This is a genomic window from Vibrio sp. L5-1 (assembly GCF_021728315.1).
Taxonomy (GTDB): Bacteria; Pseudomonadota; Gammaproteobacteria; order Enterobacterales; family Vibrionaceae; genus Vibrio; species Vibrio splendidus_K.
Window position 1 is genome coordinate 31,103 of sequence record NZ_JAKKCQ010000004.1, and the last position, 16,468, is coordinate 47,570.

Annotated in this window: 18 protein-coding genes and 1 other RNA gene; 9 read left to right on the top strand and 10 right to left on the bottom strand. The window is 44.2% G+C overall.

Translation table 11 applies throughout. From position 1 onward, the window contains the following. Positions 1-360: 360 nt before the first annotated feature. A complete protein-coding gene (gene mscS, locus L3V35_RS16390; protein ID WP_054547455.1) occupies positions 361-1,227 on the top strand; it encodes a small-conductance mechanosensitive channel MscS in 867 nt (288 codons plus the stop codon). 111 nt (positions 1,228-1,338) lie between these two features. Here mscS and L3V35_RS16395 read toward each other — a convergent pair whose 3' ends face one another. Next, positions 1,339-1,968: a LysE/ArgO family amino acid transporter gene (locus L3V35_RS16395; protein WP_054547456.1), complete on the bottom strand. Its 630-nt coding sequence runs from the start codon at positions 1,966-1,968 to the stop codon at positions 1,339-1,341. Between the two features lie 142 nt (positions 1,969-2,110). Between L3V35_RS16395 and L3V35_RS16400 the strand changes: the two genes are divergently transcribed. Both L3V35_RS16400 and L3V35_RS16405 read left to right on the top strand, forming a co-directional pair. Beyond that, a complete protein-coding gene (locus L3V35_RS16400) occupies positions 2,111-3,007 on the top strand; it encodes a LysR family transcriptional regulator ArgP (RefSeq protein WP_054547457.1) in 897 nt (298 codons plus the stop codon). Between the two features lie 110 nt (positions 3,008-3,117). Further along, positions 3,118-3,831: an oxidative stress defense protein gene (locus tag L3V35_RS16405; RefSeq protein ID WP_054547458.1), complete on the top strand. Its 714-nt coding sequence runs from the start codon at positions 3,118-3,120 to the stop codon at positions 3,829-3,831. A gap of 120 nt (positions 3,832-3,951) precedes the next feature. Here the strand turns inward: L3V35_RS16405 and serA are convergent, their stop codons facing one another. The 5 genes from serA to zapA form a co-directional block, all read right to left on the bottom strand. Beyond that, complete coding sequence (gene serA, locus L3V35_RS16410; RefSeq protein ID WP_017077788.1) at positions 3,952-5,181, bottom strand: phosphoglycerate dehydrogenase; 1,230 nt, start codon at positions 5,179-5,181, stop codon at positions 3,952-3,954. Positions 5,182-5,442: 261 nt separating this feature from the next. Beyond that, complete coding sequence (rpiA, locus tag L3V35_RS16415; protein WP_237300300.1) at positions 5,443-6,099, bottom strand: ribose-5-phosphate isomerase RpiA; 657 nt, start codon at positions 6,097-6,099, stop codon at positions 5,443-5,445. 102 nt (positions 6,100-6,201) lie between these two features. After that, positions 6,202-6,801: a 5-formyltetrahydrofolate cyclo-ligase gene (locus tag L3V35_RS16420; protein WP_108111742.1), complete on the bottom strand. Its 600-nt coding sequence runs from the start codon at positions 6,799-6,801 to the stop codon at positions 6,202-6,204. Positions 6,802-6,807: 6 nt separating this feature from the next. Beyond that, positions 6,808-6,990, bottom strand: a non-coding RNA gene (ssrS, locus tag L3V35_RS16425) — 6S RNA. Between the two features lie 11 nt (positions 6,991-7,001). Beyond that, entirely contained in the window at positions 7,002-7,310 is a 309-nt protein-coding gene (gene zapA, locus L3V35_RS16430; protein ID WP_004735366.1) for a cell division protein ZapA, read from the bottom strand. 307 nt (positions 7,311-7,617) lie between these two features. Here zapA and L3V35_RS16435 point away from each other — a divergent pair, with 307 nt between their 5' ends. The 3 genes from L3V35_RS16435 to L3V35_RS16445 are packed head-to-tail and all read left to right on the top strand — an operon-like array spanning position 7,618 to position 10,632. Next, the gene (locus L3V35_RS16435; protein WP_054547461.1) at positions 7,618-8,193 is read left to right on the top strand and encodes a YecA family protein; all 576 of its coding nucleotides are present in this window, start codon (positions 7,618-7,620) and stop codon (positions 8,191-8,193) included. A 24-nt stretch (positions 8,194-8,217) separates the two neighbouring features. Further along, complete coding sequence (ubiH, locus tag L3V35_RS16440) at positions 8,218-9,396, top strand: 2-octaprenyl-6-methoxyphenyl hydroxylase (protein ID WP_237300301.1); 1,179 nt, start codon at positions 8,218-8,220, stop codon at positions 9,394-9,396. Between the two features lie 12 nt (positions 9,397-9,408). Further along, a complete protein-coding gene (locus L3V35_RS16445) occupies positions 9,409-10,632 on the top strand; it encodes an FAD-dependent 2-octaprenylphenol hydroxylase (protein ID WP_171313214.1) in 1,224 nt (407 codons plus the stop codon). A gap of 141 nt (positions 10,633-10,773) precedes the next feature. On the opposite strand, the gene L3V35_RS16450 is transcribed toward L3V35_RS16445, so the two are convergent. From L3V35_RS16450 to ygfZ, 3 genes are all read right to left on the bottom strand, one after another. Continuing rightward, complete coding sequence (locus L3V35_RS16450; RefSeq protein WP_004735370.1) at positions 10,774-10,980, bottom strand: DUF1107 domain-containing protein; 207 nt, start codon at positions 10,978-10,980, stop codon at positions 10,774-10,776. Positions 10,981-11,541: 561 nt separating this feature from the next. Then, positions 11,542-12,003, bottom strand: coding sequence for a YbaK/EbsC family protein (locus L3V35_RS16455; protein ID WP_054547646.1), 462 nt, complete (start codon positions 12,001-12,003; stop codon positions 11,542-11,544). Positions 12,004-12,007: 4 nt separating this feature from the next. Next, positions 12,008-12,979 (bottom strand): tRNA-modifying protein YgfZ, encoded by a 972-nt coding sequence (gene ygfZ, locus L3V35_RS16460; protein ID WP_054547464.1) that lies wholly within the window; start codon positions 12,977-12,979, stop codon positions 12,008-12,010. A 167-nt stretch (positions 12,980-13,146) separates the two neighbouring features. Between ygfZ and L3V35_RS16465 the strand changes: the two genes are divergently transcribed. Further along, complete coding sequence (locus L3V35_RS16465) at positions 13,147-13,407, top strand: succinate dehydrogenase assembly factor 2 (RefSeq protein ID WP_004735374.1); 261 nt, start codon at positions 13,147-13,149, stop codon at positions 13,405-13,407. Beyond that, complete coding sequence (locus L3V35_RS25550; protein ID WP_327196887.1) at positions 13,355-13,795, top strand: protein YgfX; 441 nt, start codon at positions 13,355-13,357, stop codon at positions 13,793-13,795. The genes L3V35_RS16465 and L3V35_RS25550 overlap by 53 nt, the downstream gene beginning before the upstream one ends. 73 nt (positions 13,796-13,868) lie before the next feature. Here the strand turns inward: L3V35_RS25550 and nadB are convergent, their stop codons facing one another. Beyond that, positions 13,869-15,485 carry an L-aspartate oxidase gene (gene nadB, locus L3V35_RS16470; RefSeq protein WP_017084322.1) on the bottom strand — a complete coding sequence of 539 codons (1,617 nt, stop codon included), beginning with the start codon at positions 15,483-15,485 and terminating at the stop codon, positions 13,869-13,871. A gap of 389 nt (positions 15,486-15,874) precedes the next feature. Here nadB and rpoE point away from each other — a divergent pair, with 389 nt between their 5' ends. Then, on the top strand, positions 15,875-16,453 hold the full coding sequence (rpoE, locus tag L3V35_RS16475; RefSeq protein ID WP_004735377.1) for an RNA polymerase sigma factor RpoE: 579 nt from the start codon (positions 15,875-15,877) through the stop codon (positions 16,451-16,453). The last annotated feature ends 15 nt before the right edge of the window (positions 16,454-16,468 follow it).

A 16,468-nucleotide genomic window follows, 5' to 3' on the forward strand; every position in this document is an offset into this window, starting at 1 on the left:
CTTTAAGTTTTAAAAGCCCGCTCATTGAGCGGGTTTTTTTATGTCTGATAAAAACTTGTACTAAATATGTGAAAAACCTAGCGTGCGGTGAATAAATTTCGTAGTCTTTTAGTTATCGGTATTTGTGTTTATTGGTAAGTTTTATTAATTCAAAAGCTTACATAAATATGACTTTGCAATCTGTCAAAGATAGGATATCGTGCCGAAAAATTGAACTTGGTTCAGTTTATAAAAAAGGACTTGGCTTTAATTTACTTTTAACACAACGACTTAACGTGAAATATACGGTTTATTTTGTTGTTGGGTAAGTTTGGCTTAAGGCAGTTTAGCTCATAGCATATTATATAGAGGATGCACATTATGGCTGATAGTTCGACAGCGATTGAGACTCCACTTGTGGATGGTCTGTCTCACGCAGAACAGTGGTTAACAAATAACTCAGATCTGTTTATTCAATACGGTGTAAACATTATCTCAGCACTGATAATTCTATTTATTGGTAACCTTATTGTTAAAGCAGTAGCGAATAGCGTGTCTAAGGTTCTTCAGAAGAAGAAAATGGACCGAGCAGTTGTGGAGTTCGTCCATGGTTTAGTTCGTTACTTGTTGTTTGTTATTGTTTTAATTGCTGCACTTGGTCGTCTAGGCGTTCAAACTGCATCTGTGGTTGCTGTTATTGGTGCGGCTGGTTTAGCGGTAGGCTTAGCGTTACAAGGCTCACTATCTAACTTTGCAGCTGGTGTACTTATCGTTGCATTCCGTCCATTCAAGTCTGGTGACTACGTGGAAATTGGTGGTGTAGCAGGTTCGGTTGATTCAATTCAAATCTTCCAAACCGTTCTAACAACGCCAGACAACAAGATGGTTGTAGTACCGAACGGTAGCGTTATTGGTAGCCCAATTACTAACTACTCTCGTCATGATACGCGTCGTATTGATCTAATGATTGGTGTTTCTTACAACGCTGATCTTCAAAAGACAAAAGCGCTACTGACTAAGATCTGTGAATCTGATGAGCGTGTACTGAAAGAGCCTGGCGTTCAAGTTGGTGTTCACACACTAGCGGATTCCTCAGTTAACTTTGTCGTTCGTCCATGGGTTAGCACTGCAGAGTACTGGAATGTTTACTTCGACCTGATGCAAGCAATCAAAGAAGGCTTGGATAATGAAGGTATCGAAATCCCATTCCCGCAAGTGGATGTACACATGAATAAGGTAGAAGCTTAATTTCTAGTTAGTTTTTCTAGCTATAAGCTTTTATAAAGAAAGGCGGATAACTTAGGTTATCCGCCTTTTTTTTGATGAGTTAAGTTTGTGGATGACTCAATATGAACGGATTTAGCTGTACTGCTCAATGAGTCCATTGGCGAGTACAAGTGCAATCGCGAACATCATGGTTGCTACCGCGATATCGATGCCTTTCTTAACTTTGGGTTTCGATAGCGTTGGGCCTAGCTTTGCAGCGCCTAATGACAAAGAGTAAAACCATACGAATGAAGCTAAGATAGTCCCCATAGCAAAAGCTATTCTATCGTTGCCTTCAAACTGCCCGCCTATGGATCCAAGAATCACTACAGTATCTAAATAAAGATGCGGGTTTAATACGGTTACTGCCAATGCACCTAAAACAACGGTGCGCTTACCGCGAGCCAGTATCTCACCCTTTGATTCATCACTAGTACGTGTTTTGAACGCACTGCGCAGTGACAATAAACCATAAACGGTTAGGAATGCGATACCACCCAGTGTCACTGAGGTGAGCAGTAATTCATTTTGCGATAGGATCGCTCCGCCACCAAAGATACCCAATGAAATGAACAAGGTATCGAGTAGGCTACAAATCGTCGCTGTGGTTAGGTGGTGATTGCGTTTAATCCCTTGATTTAAGACGTACGCGTTCTGAGCGCCAATAGGGATGATCATGCTCGCCCCTAGACCAAAACCTTGTAATAAAACCCAAAAATTCATTTCAACCTCCACTTAATTAACGATATTTACGTGCTATATGGCGAAGATACTCTGACACTTTAAATAAGTATAATTAATGATTTTAATCTATTATTAGAGTTGCTAATGTTGGTGGTAGTTAGGTCAAAAAGGAAGCAAGTTGATGCGTGGATTGGATTATAAATGGATAGAAGCACTGGACGCGGTGGTGAAACAACGTAGTTTTGAAAGGGCAGCCGAGCAGTTATATATCTCCCAGTCTGCGGTGTCTCAACGCATCAAACAACTGGAAAAATGGTTAGCACAGCCTGCTCTGGTAAGAGAGAGCCCACCAAGGCCAACACCAGCAGGAAAAAAACTGTTGGGTTTGTATCGTCGTGTTCGCTTGTTAGAGCACGAGCTTGTCCCAGAGTTAATGAACGAAGAGGGAGCTCAACCTCTTTCTCTGTCTATTGCGACCAATGCTGATAGCTTGGCGACATGGTTGCTTCCTGCGTTATCTGATGTGATGAATTCACGTCAAGTTGAGTTGAACCTCGCGATTCATGGTGAATCAAGAACCATTGAGAAGATTAAAAGTGGTGAGGTTGCTGGGGCAATCAGCCTCGAACCTCAACCTATTCCGGGTTGCAGTGCGGACTATCTTGGAAGAATGGATTATGTGTGTGTGGCGAACCCTAGCTTCCATCAACGCTACTTCTCTGATGGAGTGAACTATTCGACACTAACCAAAGCCCCTGCGGTTTCGTACGACCAATACGATGATCTGCATAAGAAATTTTTGCATGATCATTTTAACGTCCCGAGAGATAGCGTGATCAATCATACTGTCGGCAGTTCAGAAGCATTTGTACGCTTGGCATTGTCGGGTGTTGCCTACTGTTTGATTCCTCGATTGCAGATTATCGAGGAGCTAGAGTCTGGTGCTTTGATTGATATTACGCCTGGCTTTTTATTGTCTTACCGAATCTATTGGCACCATTGGCAATTAGAAAGCGGGGTACTGAAAGAGATCTCTCAAGCGATATTAAATTATGCCCACAACCACTTACCTCAGTAAACTGTTGGTTTTTGCAGCGTCAAAGTTGTGTTAGAAGTCCTGTCGCGGGATTGGTTATGTGACAAATTGCTCTATGATAAAAGAACATTTGTTCAGCATAGGTCTACCTAATGAAGTTTGTACCAAAGATGTTAGCAACGTCTCTTACTCTTACTGCAGCATTGAGTGCTGTGAGTTTTCCATCATTGGCTGACTCGCCATCTTTTCCGCATATTTCAACGACAGGCTATGGTGAAGTGATCGCGACACCAGACATGGCGACATTTTCAGTTAGAGTCGTGGAATCGACGATGACTGCTGAGCAGGCTAAAAATACCGTTGATAAAGTGGTGACTGGCTTTCTAAATAAGCTACATCAAGCGGGTGTTGATGAGGCGAGTGTACACAGCTCTAACCTGTATTTATCTCCTCAATATCATTACCCGAAAAATGGTAAACCTGAACTGGTTGGTTACCGTGCGTCACGTAATGTGACCGTTCAAGTGAATGAGCTAGCCAACTTAAATGACTACATGGATATTGCCATCGGGCAGGGTATTAACCAGATCGATAATATCCAACTTCAGGTTCGTGACCAAGCTAAGTATCAGGAGCAAGCGCGCTTGGAGGCCATTAAAGATGCGACATCAAAAGCTAAATCATTAGCGAGCGGTTTTGAGCGCGAGTTAGGTGATGTCTGGCGCATAGATTACAACGCACAATCTTCTCAGCCTGTATTGATGCGTTCAATGGCAATGGATGCGAGAACCGAGTCGAATTCTTATGAAGATTCAACGATCACTATTCGTGATCGAGTGAATGTGATCTACCAACTAGAAGAGTAGTGAACATACCTCTGGAAGGGATTAGATCATCATGATCTATTTACCTACAGTAGGCCAAATACTAAAAAGGCTCTCATTACGAGAGCCTTTTCTATTTTTACTTATGATCTAATTCGATGATTAGTGAAGTAGACGAGCACGAATTGTGCCTTCGATCTCTTTCAGTTTAAGCAGAGCTTCTTCTGAACGATTCGCTTCCACGTCGATAACCACATAACCCATATCTGCTGCAGTTTGTAAGTACTGACCTGCGATGTTAATCCCTTCCTCTGCGAAGATGGTGTTAATTTGAGTTAGGATACCCGGACGGTTTTCGTGAATGTGCAGCAGGCGAGAAGCACCTGTATGCAATGGTAATGATACTTCAGGGAAGTTAACACTTGATAGCGTTGAGCCATTATCAGAGTATTTTGCAAGCTTACCTGCTACTTCAACACCGATGTTCTCTTGTGCTTCCTGAGTTGAACCACCCACGTGAGGCGTTAGGATCACGTTATCGAACTGCATCAATGGTGACTCAAATGGGTCAGCATTGGTTTTAGGTTCTGTTGGGAATACATCGATTGCTGCACCTGAAAGGTGACCAGAATCTAGAGCGCCGCACAGAGCTGGGATATCTACTACCGTGCCACGTGCTGCATTGATAAAGATAGAACCAGGCTTCATGCGCTCGAACTCTTCTTTACCCATCATGTTCTTCGTTTCATTGGTTTCAGGTACGTGCAAAGAGATCACGTCACACTTGTTCAGCAAGTCAGTCATGGTATGAACTTGAGTTGCGTTACCCAAAGACAGTTTGTTTTCGATATCGTAAAAGTAAACTCGCATACCCAGGTTTTCAGCAATAATACCTAGCTGAGTACCAATGTGACCGTAGCCAATAATACCTAAACGCTTACCACGAGCTTCGTAAGAGTTGTCAGCACTCTTTTTCCAGATACCACGGTGAGCAAGAGCATTCTTCTCTGGGATACCGCGTAGTAGCAATAGAACTTGACCAAGAACTAGCTCAGCAACGCTTCGAGTATTTGAGAACGGTGCATTGAAAACAGGTATACCGCGTTTTGCTGCCGCTTGAAGGTTAACCTGGTTAGTACCAATACAGAAACAACCGACTGCAACTAGCTTTTCAGCTGCATCAATAACTTCTTGGGAGATGTTGGTGCGAGAACGGATACCAATGAAATGAGCATCTTTCACTGCTTCAAGAAGTTCATCTTCAGGTAGTGAGCCTTTATGGTACTCAATGTTTGTGTAACCAGCGGCTTGCAGTACTTCTACAGAAGAAGGGTGAAGACCCTCTAGAAGTAGAATTTTAATTTTTTCTTTTTCCAGTGAAACTTTGGCCATTGTTCTCGTCCTTAAAATGGAAAGGTTGGGCAAATGCGGCGCACGTGCTACAAAACGGCTAAAAGAGGAACTTATTCACCATTTTGTCAGGAGACAAACGTTTTCCCTGTGCGTCTTCTGAACAATAAAGTAACAAAAAAAAAATGTTTTGGGTAAGAAAATTACGGAATAAGACATAATTTTACGGGCGAAAAGCAAAAAAAACGGCGCCCTTGGGCACCGTATGTAATGAAGTAACAGAAAAACTCAATCTTCTATTATTTATTCTTCAATTTTTGCACCTTCAGGTGTGCCTGTGATAACCACATCAGCACCACGGTGAGCAAATAGACCAACCGTAACCACACCAGCGATACCGTTGATGATATCTTCTAATTGTTTCGGGTTTTCGATCGCCATGCCGTATACATCTAGGATCACGTTGCCATTATCAGTGGTGCAACCTTCGCGGTAAACTGGGTCACCACCAAGCTTTACTAGTTCACGTGCAACATATGAACGTGCCATCGGGATAACTTCAACAGGCAATGGGAATTTACCCAACACATCAACGGCTTTAGTACCGTCAACAATACAAATAAACTTATCAGAGATAGCCGCTACGATTTTTTCACGAGTCAAAGCAGCACCGCCGCCTTTGATCATGTCGCGTGAATCGTTGATCTCATCTGCGCCATCAACATAGATGTCTAACTTGAATACGTCATTACACTCAAATACTTTGATTTCTAGCGCTTCTAGTTTTTCAGTAGAGGCTACAGAGCTTGAAACCGCACCTTTGATTTTTTCTTTCATTGTGCCTAGTGCGTCGATGAAGTGATTTACTGTAGAGCCAGTACCTACACCTACAATGCTGCCTTCTTCAACATATTGAAGTGCTGCCCAGCCAGCTGCTTTTTTCATTTCATCTTGAGTCATGCCATTCTCCTGAATAAGGTCTTGCGCTTTGAATTAATCGTTCGCGTATTGAAGTTAACGTTTGGATATCGAGGTTAACGTTTGCGGCGCGATTATAGCGCTTTAATGGCTGTTTTCCCATTGCCAAGTCTTACTCGGAGTCACGATTTTAGGTAACGGAATGTCCCATTCTTCAATTGGCAGTGTATCGACATGCTGGCAATCATGAGCCAAACCAATTGGCGTTGCGCCTTCACCAGTCTCAAACCATCGAGCCAAGGTACGATCGTAATATCCGCCGCCCATGCCTAAGCGATGCCCTTGAGAGTCAAAGCCCACTAATGGTGTGAGAATAAGATCGAGTTGTTGGCATGGTTTGACGAGTAATTGATTCATCTGAGGTTCAACGATTCCGTACTTATTCAAAACCGTCGGTGTGCTTAGCGAGTAGTGCAGAAACAGCAGGTGTCCGGCCGAGAAGGGGTGCAATACTGGTAAATAAGTTTGCTTGCCTTGCGCCCATAACCATTCAATTAAAGGCTGGGTATCGAGTTCGCCATCAATGGAAATATAGAGGGCGATATGTTGAGCTGACTGAATCTCATCAAGCTGAGAGCACTGCTTAACTAAGTCTATACCGGATTGAGTTTGTTGGTCGCCAGATAAGGCATTGCGTTTGATACGGATCTGTTTGCGAAATTCGCTGCGTGTGAGCGTCTTCATAAGAAGGGATACCCCAAAGTGCCGTTGAGAATAGATGGCCCTTGAACCAGCGAGTTCAAGGCGGATCAGCAATGATTACCGTAGGCTTCTCGGCGGACCGAGCATGCTCAATAGCACTCAAGTACTAACCCTTAGGGATTGCTTATCGGCTCGGGGACGTGAATCCTCTGACAAACACTCCAGGGTAAATTTTGTGTACGCTATTGCTGTCCGTGCTTAACTTTACTGAGGACATCTGAAAGTGATGTCGTGAGCTGTTCCATTCGCTCGGTCAGTGCGTTTTGTTCATCATTTGCTTCAAACTTCTTGGTTTGTAATTCATAGCAAATGTTCAGAGCTGCGATCGTTAGCAGCTTCACTTCATTGGTTACCTTAGTACGTTCAGCCATCTCTTTCAATCGATTATCAAGATCGGCCGCCGCTGCAATCAATGACTCTTCTTGCCCTGGGGGACAATTCACTCGAGTCAGTTTTCCTAATATTTCAACGTCTACCGCTTGATTACTCATGATGGATGAACTCTTTAACGCACTATTTAAGGCTGTTGCCCTTTATCATATTTTTACAAAGAAAAAGTGCAAGTACCGATGAGGAAGCAATCTCCTCTGAGGGAGAAACTATAGGTAAACCGCTATTAAGATTCAAGCTTTTCAGAGTGACTGTTTGTAAATGAGAGCTTGAGCACACAGTAATTCAGCAAATTGAACAATTGGTAGTCAGTCATCCTTCAATTGCTCAGGATCGATACTTATCAGAATTGGGGTGAAGTGGTACGATTATACTATCGATATAAAGAATAACTGAGCGAGCTATCTGATGAGCGAAACTACTTTACCTGATTACCTAACGGTTGCGACTGAACTTCAATCGGCAAGCCTAGCCGTAAACCCTGCTGAGATGCATGGTTTATTAACGGGTATGTTGAGCGGAGGCTTAAACCTGGCAGATAAAAGCTGGCAACCACTGATCTTTGATTACACCAATGAAGGTATGGGCTGGCCAGATCGCGCATTAACGCTAGCGGAAGCGACATTAAAAGTAACGACCAGCGAAATCACAGGTTCAGGCATGGAGCTGTCTATGTTGTTGCCGGACGAAGACGCAAGCGCAAGCCTGTTTGATCTTGCTGACGGTGTGTCTGATTGGATTAACCACTTTATTTCTGGTTTAGGCTTAGTTGGCGCTAAATTGAATAAAGCGTCTGACGGTACCAAAGAAGCTTTGACTGATCTTGAAGAGATGGCAAAGCTGGGTATCGATGAAGAAGATGATATGGAAGAGCAAGCGCAGCTTCTAGAGCACGTTATTGAACACGTAAAAGCGTGTGCACTAACCATTCATGCTGAATTCGGTGCTCGCCCATCTGAAGATGCGGCTCCAACCATTCATTAATCCGCTTGTCGGTTTGAGGTTATAATGGCTCAGTATGATGTTGTAATTGCTGGTGGCGCAATGGCAGGGGCGACCTTAGCCCTTGCTCTGAATCACCTTAGTCAAGGTTCACTGTCGATCGCGGTAGTAGAGCCTTATCAGGTTGATCATCAAGCTCACCCTGGTTTTGATTCTCGTTCGATCGCTTTGTCTTATGGCACGGTACAGATCCTTGATTCTTTGCATTTGTGGCAATCTATCGCACCGGTAGCAACCCCGATTAAAGATATTCATGTATCGGATAGAGGGCATGCCGGAATGACGGACATCTACAGTGAAGAGCTTGCTGTTGATGCGCTTGGCTACGTGGTGGAGTTGGCGGATGTGGGGCGAATCTATCAGCAGAAGCTTGAGTCCGAAGCTGCAATTACGATGCTTTGCCCTGAGTCTGTCAGTAAAGTCGAACGTGAAGAGTTGCAAACGACGATTGAACTGACAAGTGGGCAAACAGTAACAACTAAGTTATTGGTTGCAGCTGACGGTGCTATCTCAACCTGTTGTCAGCAACTCAATATCTCATTGAGTGAGCATGACTTTGAACAAGTTGCGGTGATTGCCAATATCGTGGCGAGCGAACCTCATCAAGGTCGAGCATTTGAGCGTTTTACTCATCATGGGCCAGTCGCTCTCTTACCGATGAGTGACAACCGTTTGTCGCTGGTTTGGTGTTTGTCACCGGAGCAAGCGCAAAAAGTGGTGACGCTAAACGACAACGAATTTATTGAGCAGTTGCAGAGTGACTTTGGTTGGCGACTTGGCCGACTCGAGAAGGTAGGCAAGCGTGCCAGTTACCCACTGATTCTTCGTCATCGTCAGCAAAATATCTCTCATCGATTTGCGATTATTGGTAATGCCGCTCAAACGCTTCACCCAATTGCAGGACAAGGTTTTAATCTTGGCATCCGTGATGTGGCTTCCTTGGCGGAAGAGTTGTGTACCCAACTCGATGATGTTGGGCGTTACAATGGTCTTGTTAACTTTAGAAAGCGTAGAGAACAAGATAGAGACACGACGATTACGCTGACATCAAGCCTAGTTCATTTATTCTCAAACGATTTTTTGACCGCTCGCATTGGGCGTAATCTTGGGTTAGCCGTAATTGATAACCTTCCACCACTTAAAGGTCCACTTTTGCGTCATACGCTTGGCCTAGTAGAAAGATAAGGTAGAAAAATAATGATGCAAAGTGTTGATATCGCGATTGTTGGTGGAGGCATGGTTGGCCTAGCGCTTGCTGCTGCGTTGAAAGACAGTGACCTAAGAATTGCCGTCATTGAAGGCAGGGCACCCAGTGAAGGGCTTAGCGAATTGCCTGATGTGCGTGTGTCGGCATTGAGCCGCTCTAGTGAAGTGATTCTTCGTAACTTAGGCGCATGGCAAGGCATTGAACAAAGACGTGCTGCACCTTACCAAGCGATGGAGGTGTGGGAACAAGATAGCTTTGCTCGTATTGAGTTTGACTCGACACGTTTGGCTCAGCCGAATCTCGGTCATATTGTTGAGAACCGTGTGATTCAACTCGCACTGCTTGATCAGGTGAAGAAGCAAGATAATGTCAGCCTGTACATGCCCGCGACGTGCAAAACGATGGCGATTGGTGAAAGCGAAGCATGGCTAACGCTAGATAATGGCCAAGCACTGACCGCTAAGTTGGTTGTTGGAGCGGACGGCGCAAACTCTTGGGTTCGCAAACAACAAGATATTCCATTAACACATTGGGATTACGGACACAGCGCGATTGTCGCGAATATCAAGACCACAGAGCAACACCACAGCGTTGCTCGTCAGATATTCACACCACAAGGGCCATTGGCATTCCTACCAATGCAGCCAAGCCACATGAGTTCGATAGTTTGGTCTACGGAGCCTAATCGTGCCGAGAAGCTTGTATCCATGTCGGATGCTGATTTTAATAAGCAGCTAACGGCAGAGTTCGACTCAAAGCTTGGATTATGCGAAGTGGTTGGTGACCGTTTTGCCTTCCCACTGCGCATGCGCTATGCACGTGACTTTGCGGTGGAGCGTGTGGCTTTGGTTGGTGATGCTGCTCATACGATTCATCCGTTAGCAGGGCAAGGCGTGAACCTTGGCCTATTAGACGCAGCAAGCTTAGCGCAAGAGCTGTTAACGCTATGGGCTGCTGGCGAGGACATTGGTACTAAACGTAACCTTCGTGGCTATGAACGCTGGAGAAAAGCTGAGGCGGCGAAGATGATTGCTTCAATGCAGGGCTTTAAAGATCTGTTTGAAGGCGATAACCCAGCCAAGAAGCTGATTCGTGGCATCGGTATGAAGCTCGCGGGCCAATTACCGGGGGCGAAAGATGAGATCATGAAGCGAGCACTGGGTTTGTCAGGCAATCTTCCTGATCTAGCCAAGCGTCCAGTTACGCACCAATAATCGTGAATCAACAATCGCGCACGGGTGAGCCGTTGTTGATGGTCAGCAGCTGGATCTGATTGCCATTGACTCAATCTGAACACGAAAAAAGGGTTGGCATTATGCCAACCCTTTTTGTTTTTAATTCTGTAGAGAATCAGGTCATGCGTATGCGCAGCGCAGTTTCATGATTTCACTATTTATTTCTTTTACCGTTTGAAAGTGACGCCTTTCTGCTCGGTCTGGCAGCACGAGTTTACCGTTATCAAACTCAAATTTGCCTACGCCGTAAATGTAGATTCGTCCTTTGAAAAGTCGACTTACATGTTTAGCAATCATACTCGGTGTATAGCGCTTAAACAGTCTCATTTTAATTATCCTTATATTTACCTAGCCTGCATATTATAGAAAAACTCCGAGATAATAATTGTGATAAGCATGGAGTAATATGCAGTAGAGTTGACGTGAATTAGATATTTGTGCTGTTCTAAGCACTTTCTTCAGTAAATATCTATTTTTACGTGAGCTCCTCCCCAAAATAATACTGAGTAGTGAACTGCTGTGAACTTTCCTGTTCGGTATTAAGCAGTGATAATGTTACAAGTATAAGAATAGGCGGGATTTTTTTGTTTGTGTAATCAAATTGTAAATTTTTGACAAAAAAAAGCCCGTCTAAAACGGGCGAATAGTCACAGATGCATTACACAAAAGTGGATACTGATGTTACTCAGTGGATTCACTTGTACTGATTTGCTTAAAAGCGAGTCAGTAAATTTACAATAACGTAAATTCGCCCTTGTGACTACTTATGCTTTTATTTTGAGTAACTATTTATTATTGGTATGTTCTTCTTATGACGAACTTCACACTAAAAATGTATTCAATGAAAATTTGTACTTAAGTTTGCGAACGATGACTCGATCGAAAAGGTCATCGACTGATGTCAGCAACGATTGGTGCGCAAAGGGTCATAAGATCATTGGGATCCAGCGCAATACCAGCCATTCGATCACCCGAGCTAATAGTAACCGTCGAGTTTTTTTGAATTGAAGGATCAAAAATGATCGGCATGTATCTCTTTAGAGCAAGAGGGCCAACACATCCAGCCTTAAAGCCTGTGATCGTTTCAACATCAGCGAGTGATACACAGGTCATTCGACGGCAATTCAGTACCGAGCGTACTTTCTTGGGGTCGACAGAGCGATCTCCAGCAGTACAGGCCAACGCATATTGGTTGCCCATATCCTTGAGCAGGATACACTTCACCATTTGAGAGGCGTCGATGCCTCGCTCTTGAGCTGTCTCTTCGATGCTGGTGGTTGGTTTACTTTGCATCAGCAGGCGATAGTTCACCTGCTGTTGATCCAGCCATCGTGTAATCAGTGTTTCCACGTGGTTACTCGTCGTCAAGGCTGTAAGGCAGTGGCAGGATATTCCATGTTTGATCAGGTTGCGCGGTCAGTCGAAGCTGAACATCGTCATCAAGGTTGTTTGGCAGTACCATCAAACCAATCGCTTGGTTATTAGCAAATTGATAGACGTTTAATAGTCGGCCTGCACCACGCCAGTTTTCACCCACGCTGCGTTCTAGTTCAATCGTATTTTCAAGAGACAGTACATCTGAAGTCGTTCCAGAGACAATGCGCATCTCACGCTTGTTCATGCCACGGTACTTGGCACGAGCAACCGTTTCTTGACCTGTGTAGCATCCCTTTGAAAAGCTGATACCGCCAATCGCTTGTAGGTTAAGAGCTTGAGGGATGTGCTCGTTTTGATCTGCTTTTGATAGGTTAGGCTGAGCATCAAGAATTTCATGATACTGCCAAAGCGCTTCTGATACTTTTTCAGCTGAGCTGCTTGATACCAAGGCTTCTGCTGCTTCTTGAGTAACAAGTAGAGCCCAACGGTTGTCTGAGACTTGAACGGCTGTACCACCAGAGATAGCACGCACTTTACCTTGACCCTCTGCAATCGAATCAACGTATTGGTTCGCTGAAGTACCCATGATTCCGATAACAACGTCAGACGTCTGCTCGATATCAATTTTAGAGAACACGGCGTATTTCTTGATTTCAACTAACTCGACTTCAATTGCCGATTTAGGCTGCATAAGAGCGTAACCACCATTGTGGTGGAACAAACGAAAGATACTCCAAACCTTTCCTTTCGCATCACAATGCGCGCCTAATGTAGAATCATCATTAGGAAGAGTGACGACATCGCACGTTACTTGACCTTGTAGGTACGACTTTTTGTCATCGCCTATCATGGTGATTGCGCTCCAGTCTGACACGTGTGTGATCATCAGTTCTGGAAGCGATTCATTTTGCGTATGAGCGAGCGGCTGAAATGTGTTTTTCCAATCCATTTTATCTTTCCTAAGAATTTTATTTGGCTCTATGTTAATCCGGTTCTGTTTCTTTGTCAGCCTAGGTTTTTTTGTGAGCTTAGATAGGGACTGTGACTCACATAGTAGTTGCAGAGCGTATGACTTGTTACACTCCGAGAAAGAAAAATTATAGGTGAGGATAGCCAATGTACACTGCAGAGCAGAAAGCACGAATTAAATGGGGTTGCCGTCGTGGCATGTTAGAACTTGATGTAGTCATCATGCCATTTTTTGAAGAGTGTTTTGATTCATTGCAAGAGCAGGAACAGCGTGAGTTTGTTTCTCTACTTGAGTGTGATGACCCAGATTTGTTTACTTGGGTTATGGGACATGGGCGCAGTGAAAATCTAGGCCATGCTTCAATGGTTGATAAAATTGTCGCGCATAACCTCAGCAAGGTTCGTTAAGCTTCAGCTTAAACCTTCATATTCCGCATTATTTGCAAAAGGCACTGTTTTTGGGTGCCTTTTGTTTTTCATTGTCTTTTCTTCTATCCCACTCGTTGTTGCCCTCTATTGTTTAGCTCTAATGTTCCGTTTGTTTAAAGCCAATCATGTAATCTTGAATACAGCACATGGATGCTTTGATTATAAAGAAGATGGCGAGATTCGATTCAATGACCAATCCTACACACTTAAGTCCGTTGATAAGATCTGGGCACAGTTTTTCGTCAAACTAAAATTCGAATGTGGGCATTCGGTAATACTTTGGCGTGATAGTTGTCGTGAGCGTGAATATCGCCACTTTCTGGCGAACTTACAACGATCGCACGAGGTAAATGAGGACGCGAGATAAAAGAAAAAGGAGCACTAGGCTCCTTTTCGTTTGATTGCGTTTAGTTGATTAGCTAATAGCTTTCAAATAATGATTACGACTGGTTTCTCTCTGGCGTCAGAATCGTTGGGCCACTGTCTTTTGCAAGTTCTGGGTAATCCAACGTGTAGTGTAAGCCGCGGCTCTCTTTACGTTGCATCGCACAGCGAACCATTAGCTCAGCCACTTGTAGCAAGTTACGCAGTTCTAATAGGTTGTTCGAAACCTTAAAGTAGCTGTAGTACTCATGAGTTTCTTGCTGCAGCATCTGAATACGGCGCATTGCACGTTCTAGACGTTTATCCGTTCGAACAATACCCATGTAATCCCACATGAACAGTCTTAGCTCGTGCCAGTTGTGCTGAATGATCACTTCTTCATCACTGTTGGTGACTTGGCTTTCGTCCCATGCAGGCAGTTCGGCGCACAGTTGAGATTGGTCGATGTTTTCAACGATATCTTTTGCTGCTGCCCAAGCATACACTACACATTCAAGCAGTGAGTTTGACGCCATGCGGTTCGCACCGTGTAAGCCGGTGTAACTCACTTCACCAATCGCATATAAGTTAGTTAAGTCGGTTTGACCTTGCTTATTCACCATCACACCACCGCAGGTATAGTGCGCAGCTGGTACGATAGGGATTGGCTCTTTGGTCATATCAATCCCTAAATCCATCAAACGAGTATGGATCATTGGGAAATGCGTTGTGATGAATTCTTCAGGCTTGTGGCTGATATCAACATACATGCAGTCAGCACCTAGGCGCTTCATTTCGAAGTCAATCGCACGAGCAACCACATCACGCGGAGCCAGTTCACCGCGCTCATCGAAGTCCTTCATGAAGCGAGAACCGTCTGGACGACGCAGGTAGGCACCTTCACCACGTAGTGCTTCCGTCAGTAGGAAGTTACGCGCTTCTGGGTGGAACAAGCAAGTCGGGTGGAACTGGTTGAACTCAAGGTTGGCTACACGGCAACCCGCACGCCAAGCAATAGCAATACCATCACCTGAAGAGACATCTGGGTTAGAGGTGTATTGGTAAACCTTTGAAGCGCCGCCTGTTGCTAACACAACAAATTTAGCACGCACGGTTTCAACGTGTTCTTGGTTACGGTTCCAAATGTAGGCACCGATAACTTTGTCTTTCGAACCACCAACCTTATCTTCTGTGATCAAATCTAGCGCATTGTGGCGCTCGAAGATCTCGATGTTGGGGTGATTGTTGACGTTATCTTGCAGTGAGGTTTGCATTGCCATGCCAGTTGCATCGGCAGCGTGCAGAATTCGGCGGTGGCTGTGGCCACCCTCACGAGTGAGGTGATATTTTGGTTGGCCTTCCGTGCTGTTCTCATCTTTATCAAATGGAACACCACCATCAATCAGCCATTGCACACACTCTTTAGCATTTTCAGCAATGAATTGAACTGTATCTTCTTCGCATAACCCAGCCCCAGCAATTTGAGTATCTTCTACATGAGACTCAATACTGTCCGACTCATCGAACACCGCGGCGATACCACCTTGTGCGTAATACGTCGATCCTTCGCTGCGTGGTCCTTTGCTTAATACAATTACTTTTGCATGTTCTGCTACACGTAAGGCTAATGACAAGCCTGCCGCACCACTTCCTACCACTAATACATCACACTGATGTTCACGGTTTGCGTTCATAAAACTTATTAAATCCCGGGCTATAGTCGAGTTGTCCACTCTCAATTGACGTTGTCTTGTTTTAGGAGTTTGGCTAAGACTGTTATAATCTTTCCAAAGTCATCCTAAAACGCTACACAAAATCAATGTACAGACAGCTATCTAGAAATATTTAATTGCTCAATACCATTGCTTTTGCTCAAGTTTCCCCAAATTGATAGGGATAGCTATTTTTATTACATCACATTGTGAAACAATAATGGCAAATAATTTTAAGAAAGTTGGAACTTTCGGTATTTGGCTTAGTCACAATAGTGCTCTTGTAGACGGTGGTGTCAATACTACATTTCGCATAATTAGTACCCATATCTGTGAAGGTAAGGGTTATAACAATAGGAGTACCCGCTCGAATGAACGAGCAGCTAACCGATCAAGTGTTGATTGAGCGAGTTCAGAGTGGAGATAAGCAGGCTTTTAACTTACTAGTGGTTAAGTACCAAAATAAAGTTTGTAATCTTATCTCTCGATACGTGAATAATTCCGGTGATGTACCTGACGTAGCACAAGAAGCTTTTATTAAAGCTTACCGCGCGATACCTAACTTTCGTGGCGAGAGTGCCTTCTATACATGGTTGTACCGAATTGCCGTGAACACCGCTAAAAATCATATCGTTGCCCAGAGCCGTAGGCCGCCAGCAACAGATGTAGATGCAGAAGATGCAGAATATTACGAAACAGGCAGCGCGTTAAAAGAAATATCGAACCCTGAGAACTTAACGCTGTCAAACGAATTGAAACAAGTTGTTTTTGGAGCGATTGAAGCGCTACCAGAAGACTTAAAAACTGCAATGACGTTGCGTGAGCTCGAAGGTTTGAGCTACGAAGAGATTGCAGAAGTAATGGATTGCCCTGTAGGAACCGTACGTTCGCGTATTTTCCGAGCTCGTGAAGCGGTGGAAAAGAAAATTAAGCCTCTTTTGCAACGCTAGAACTTGTAATAATTA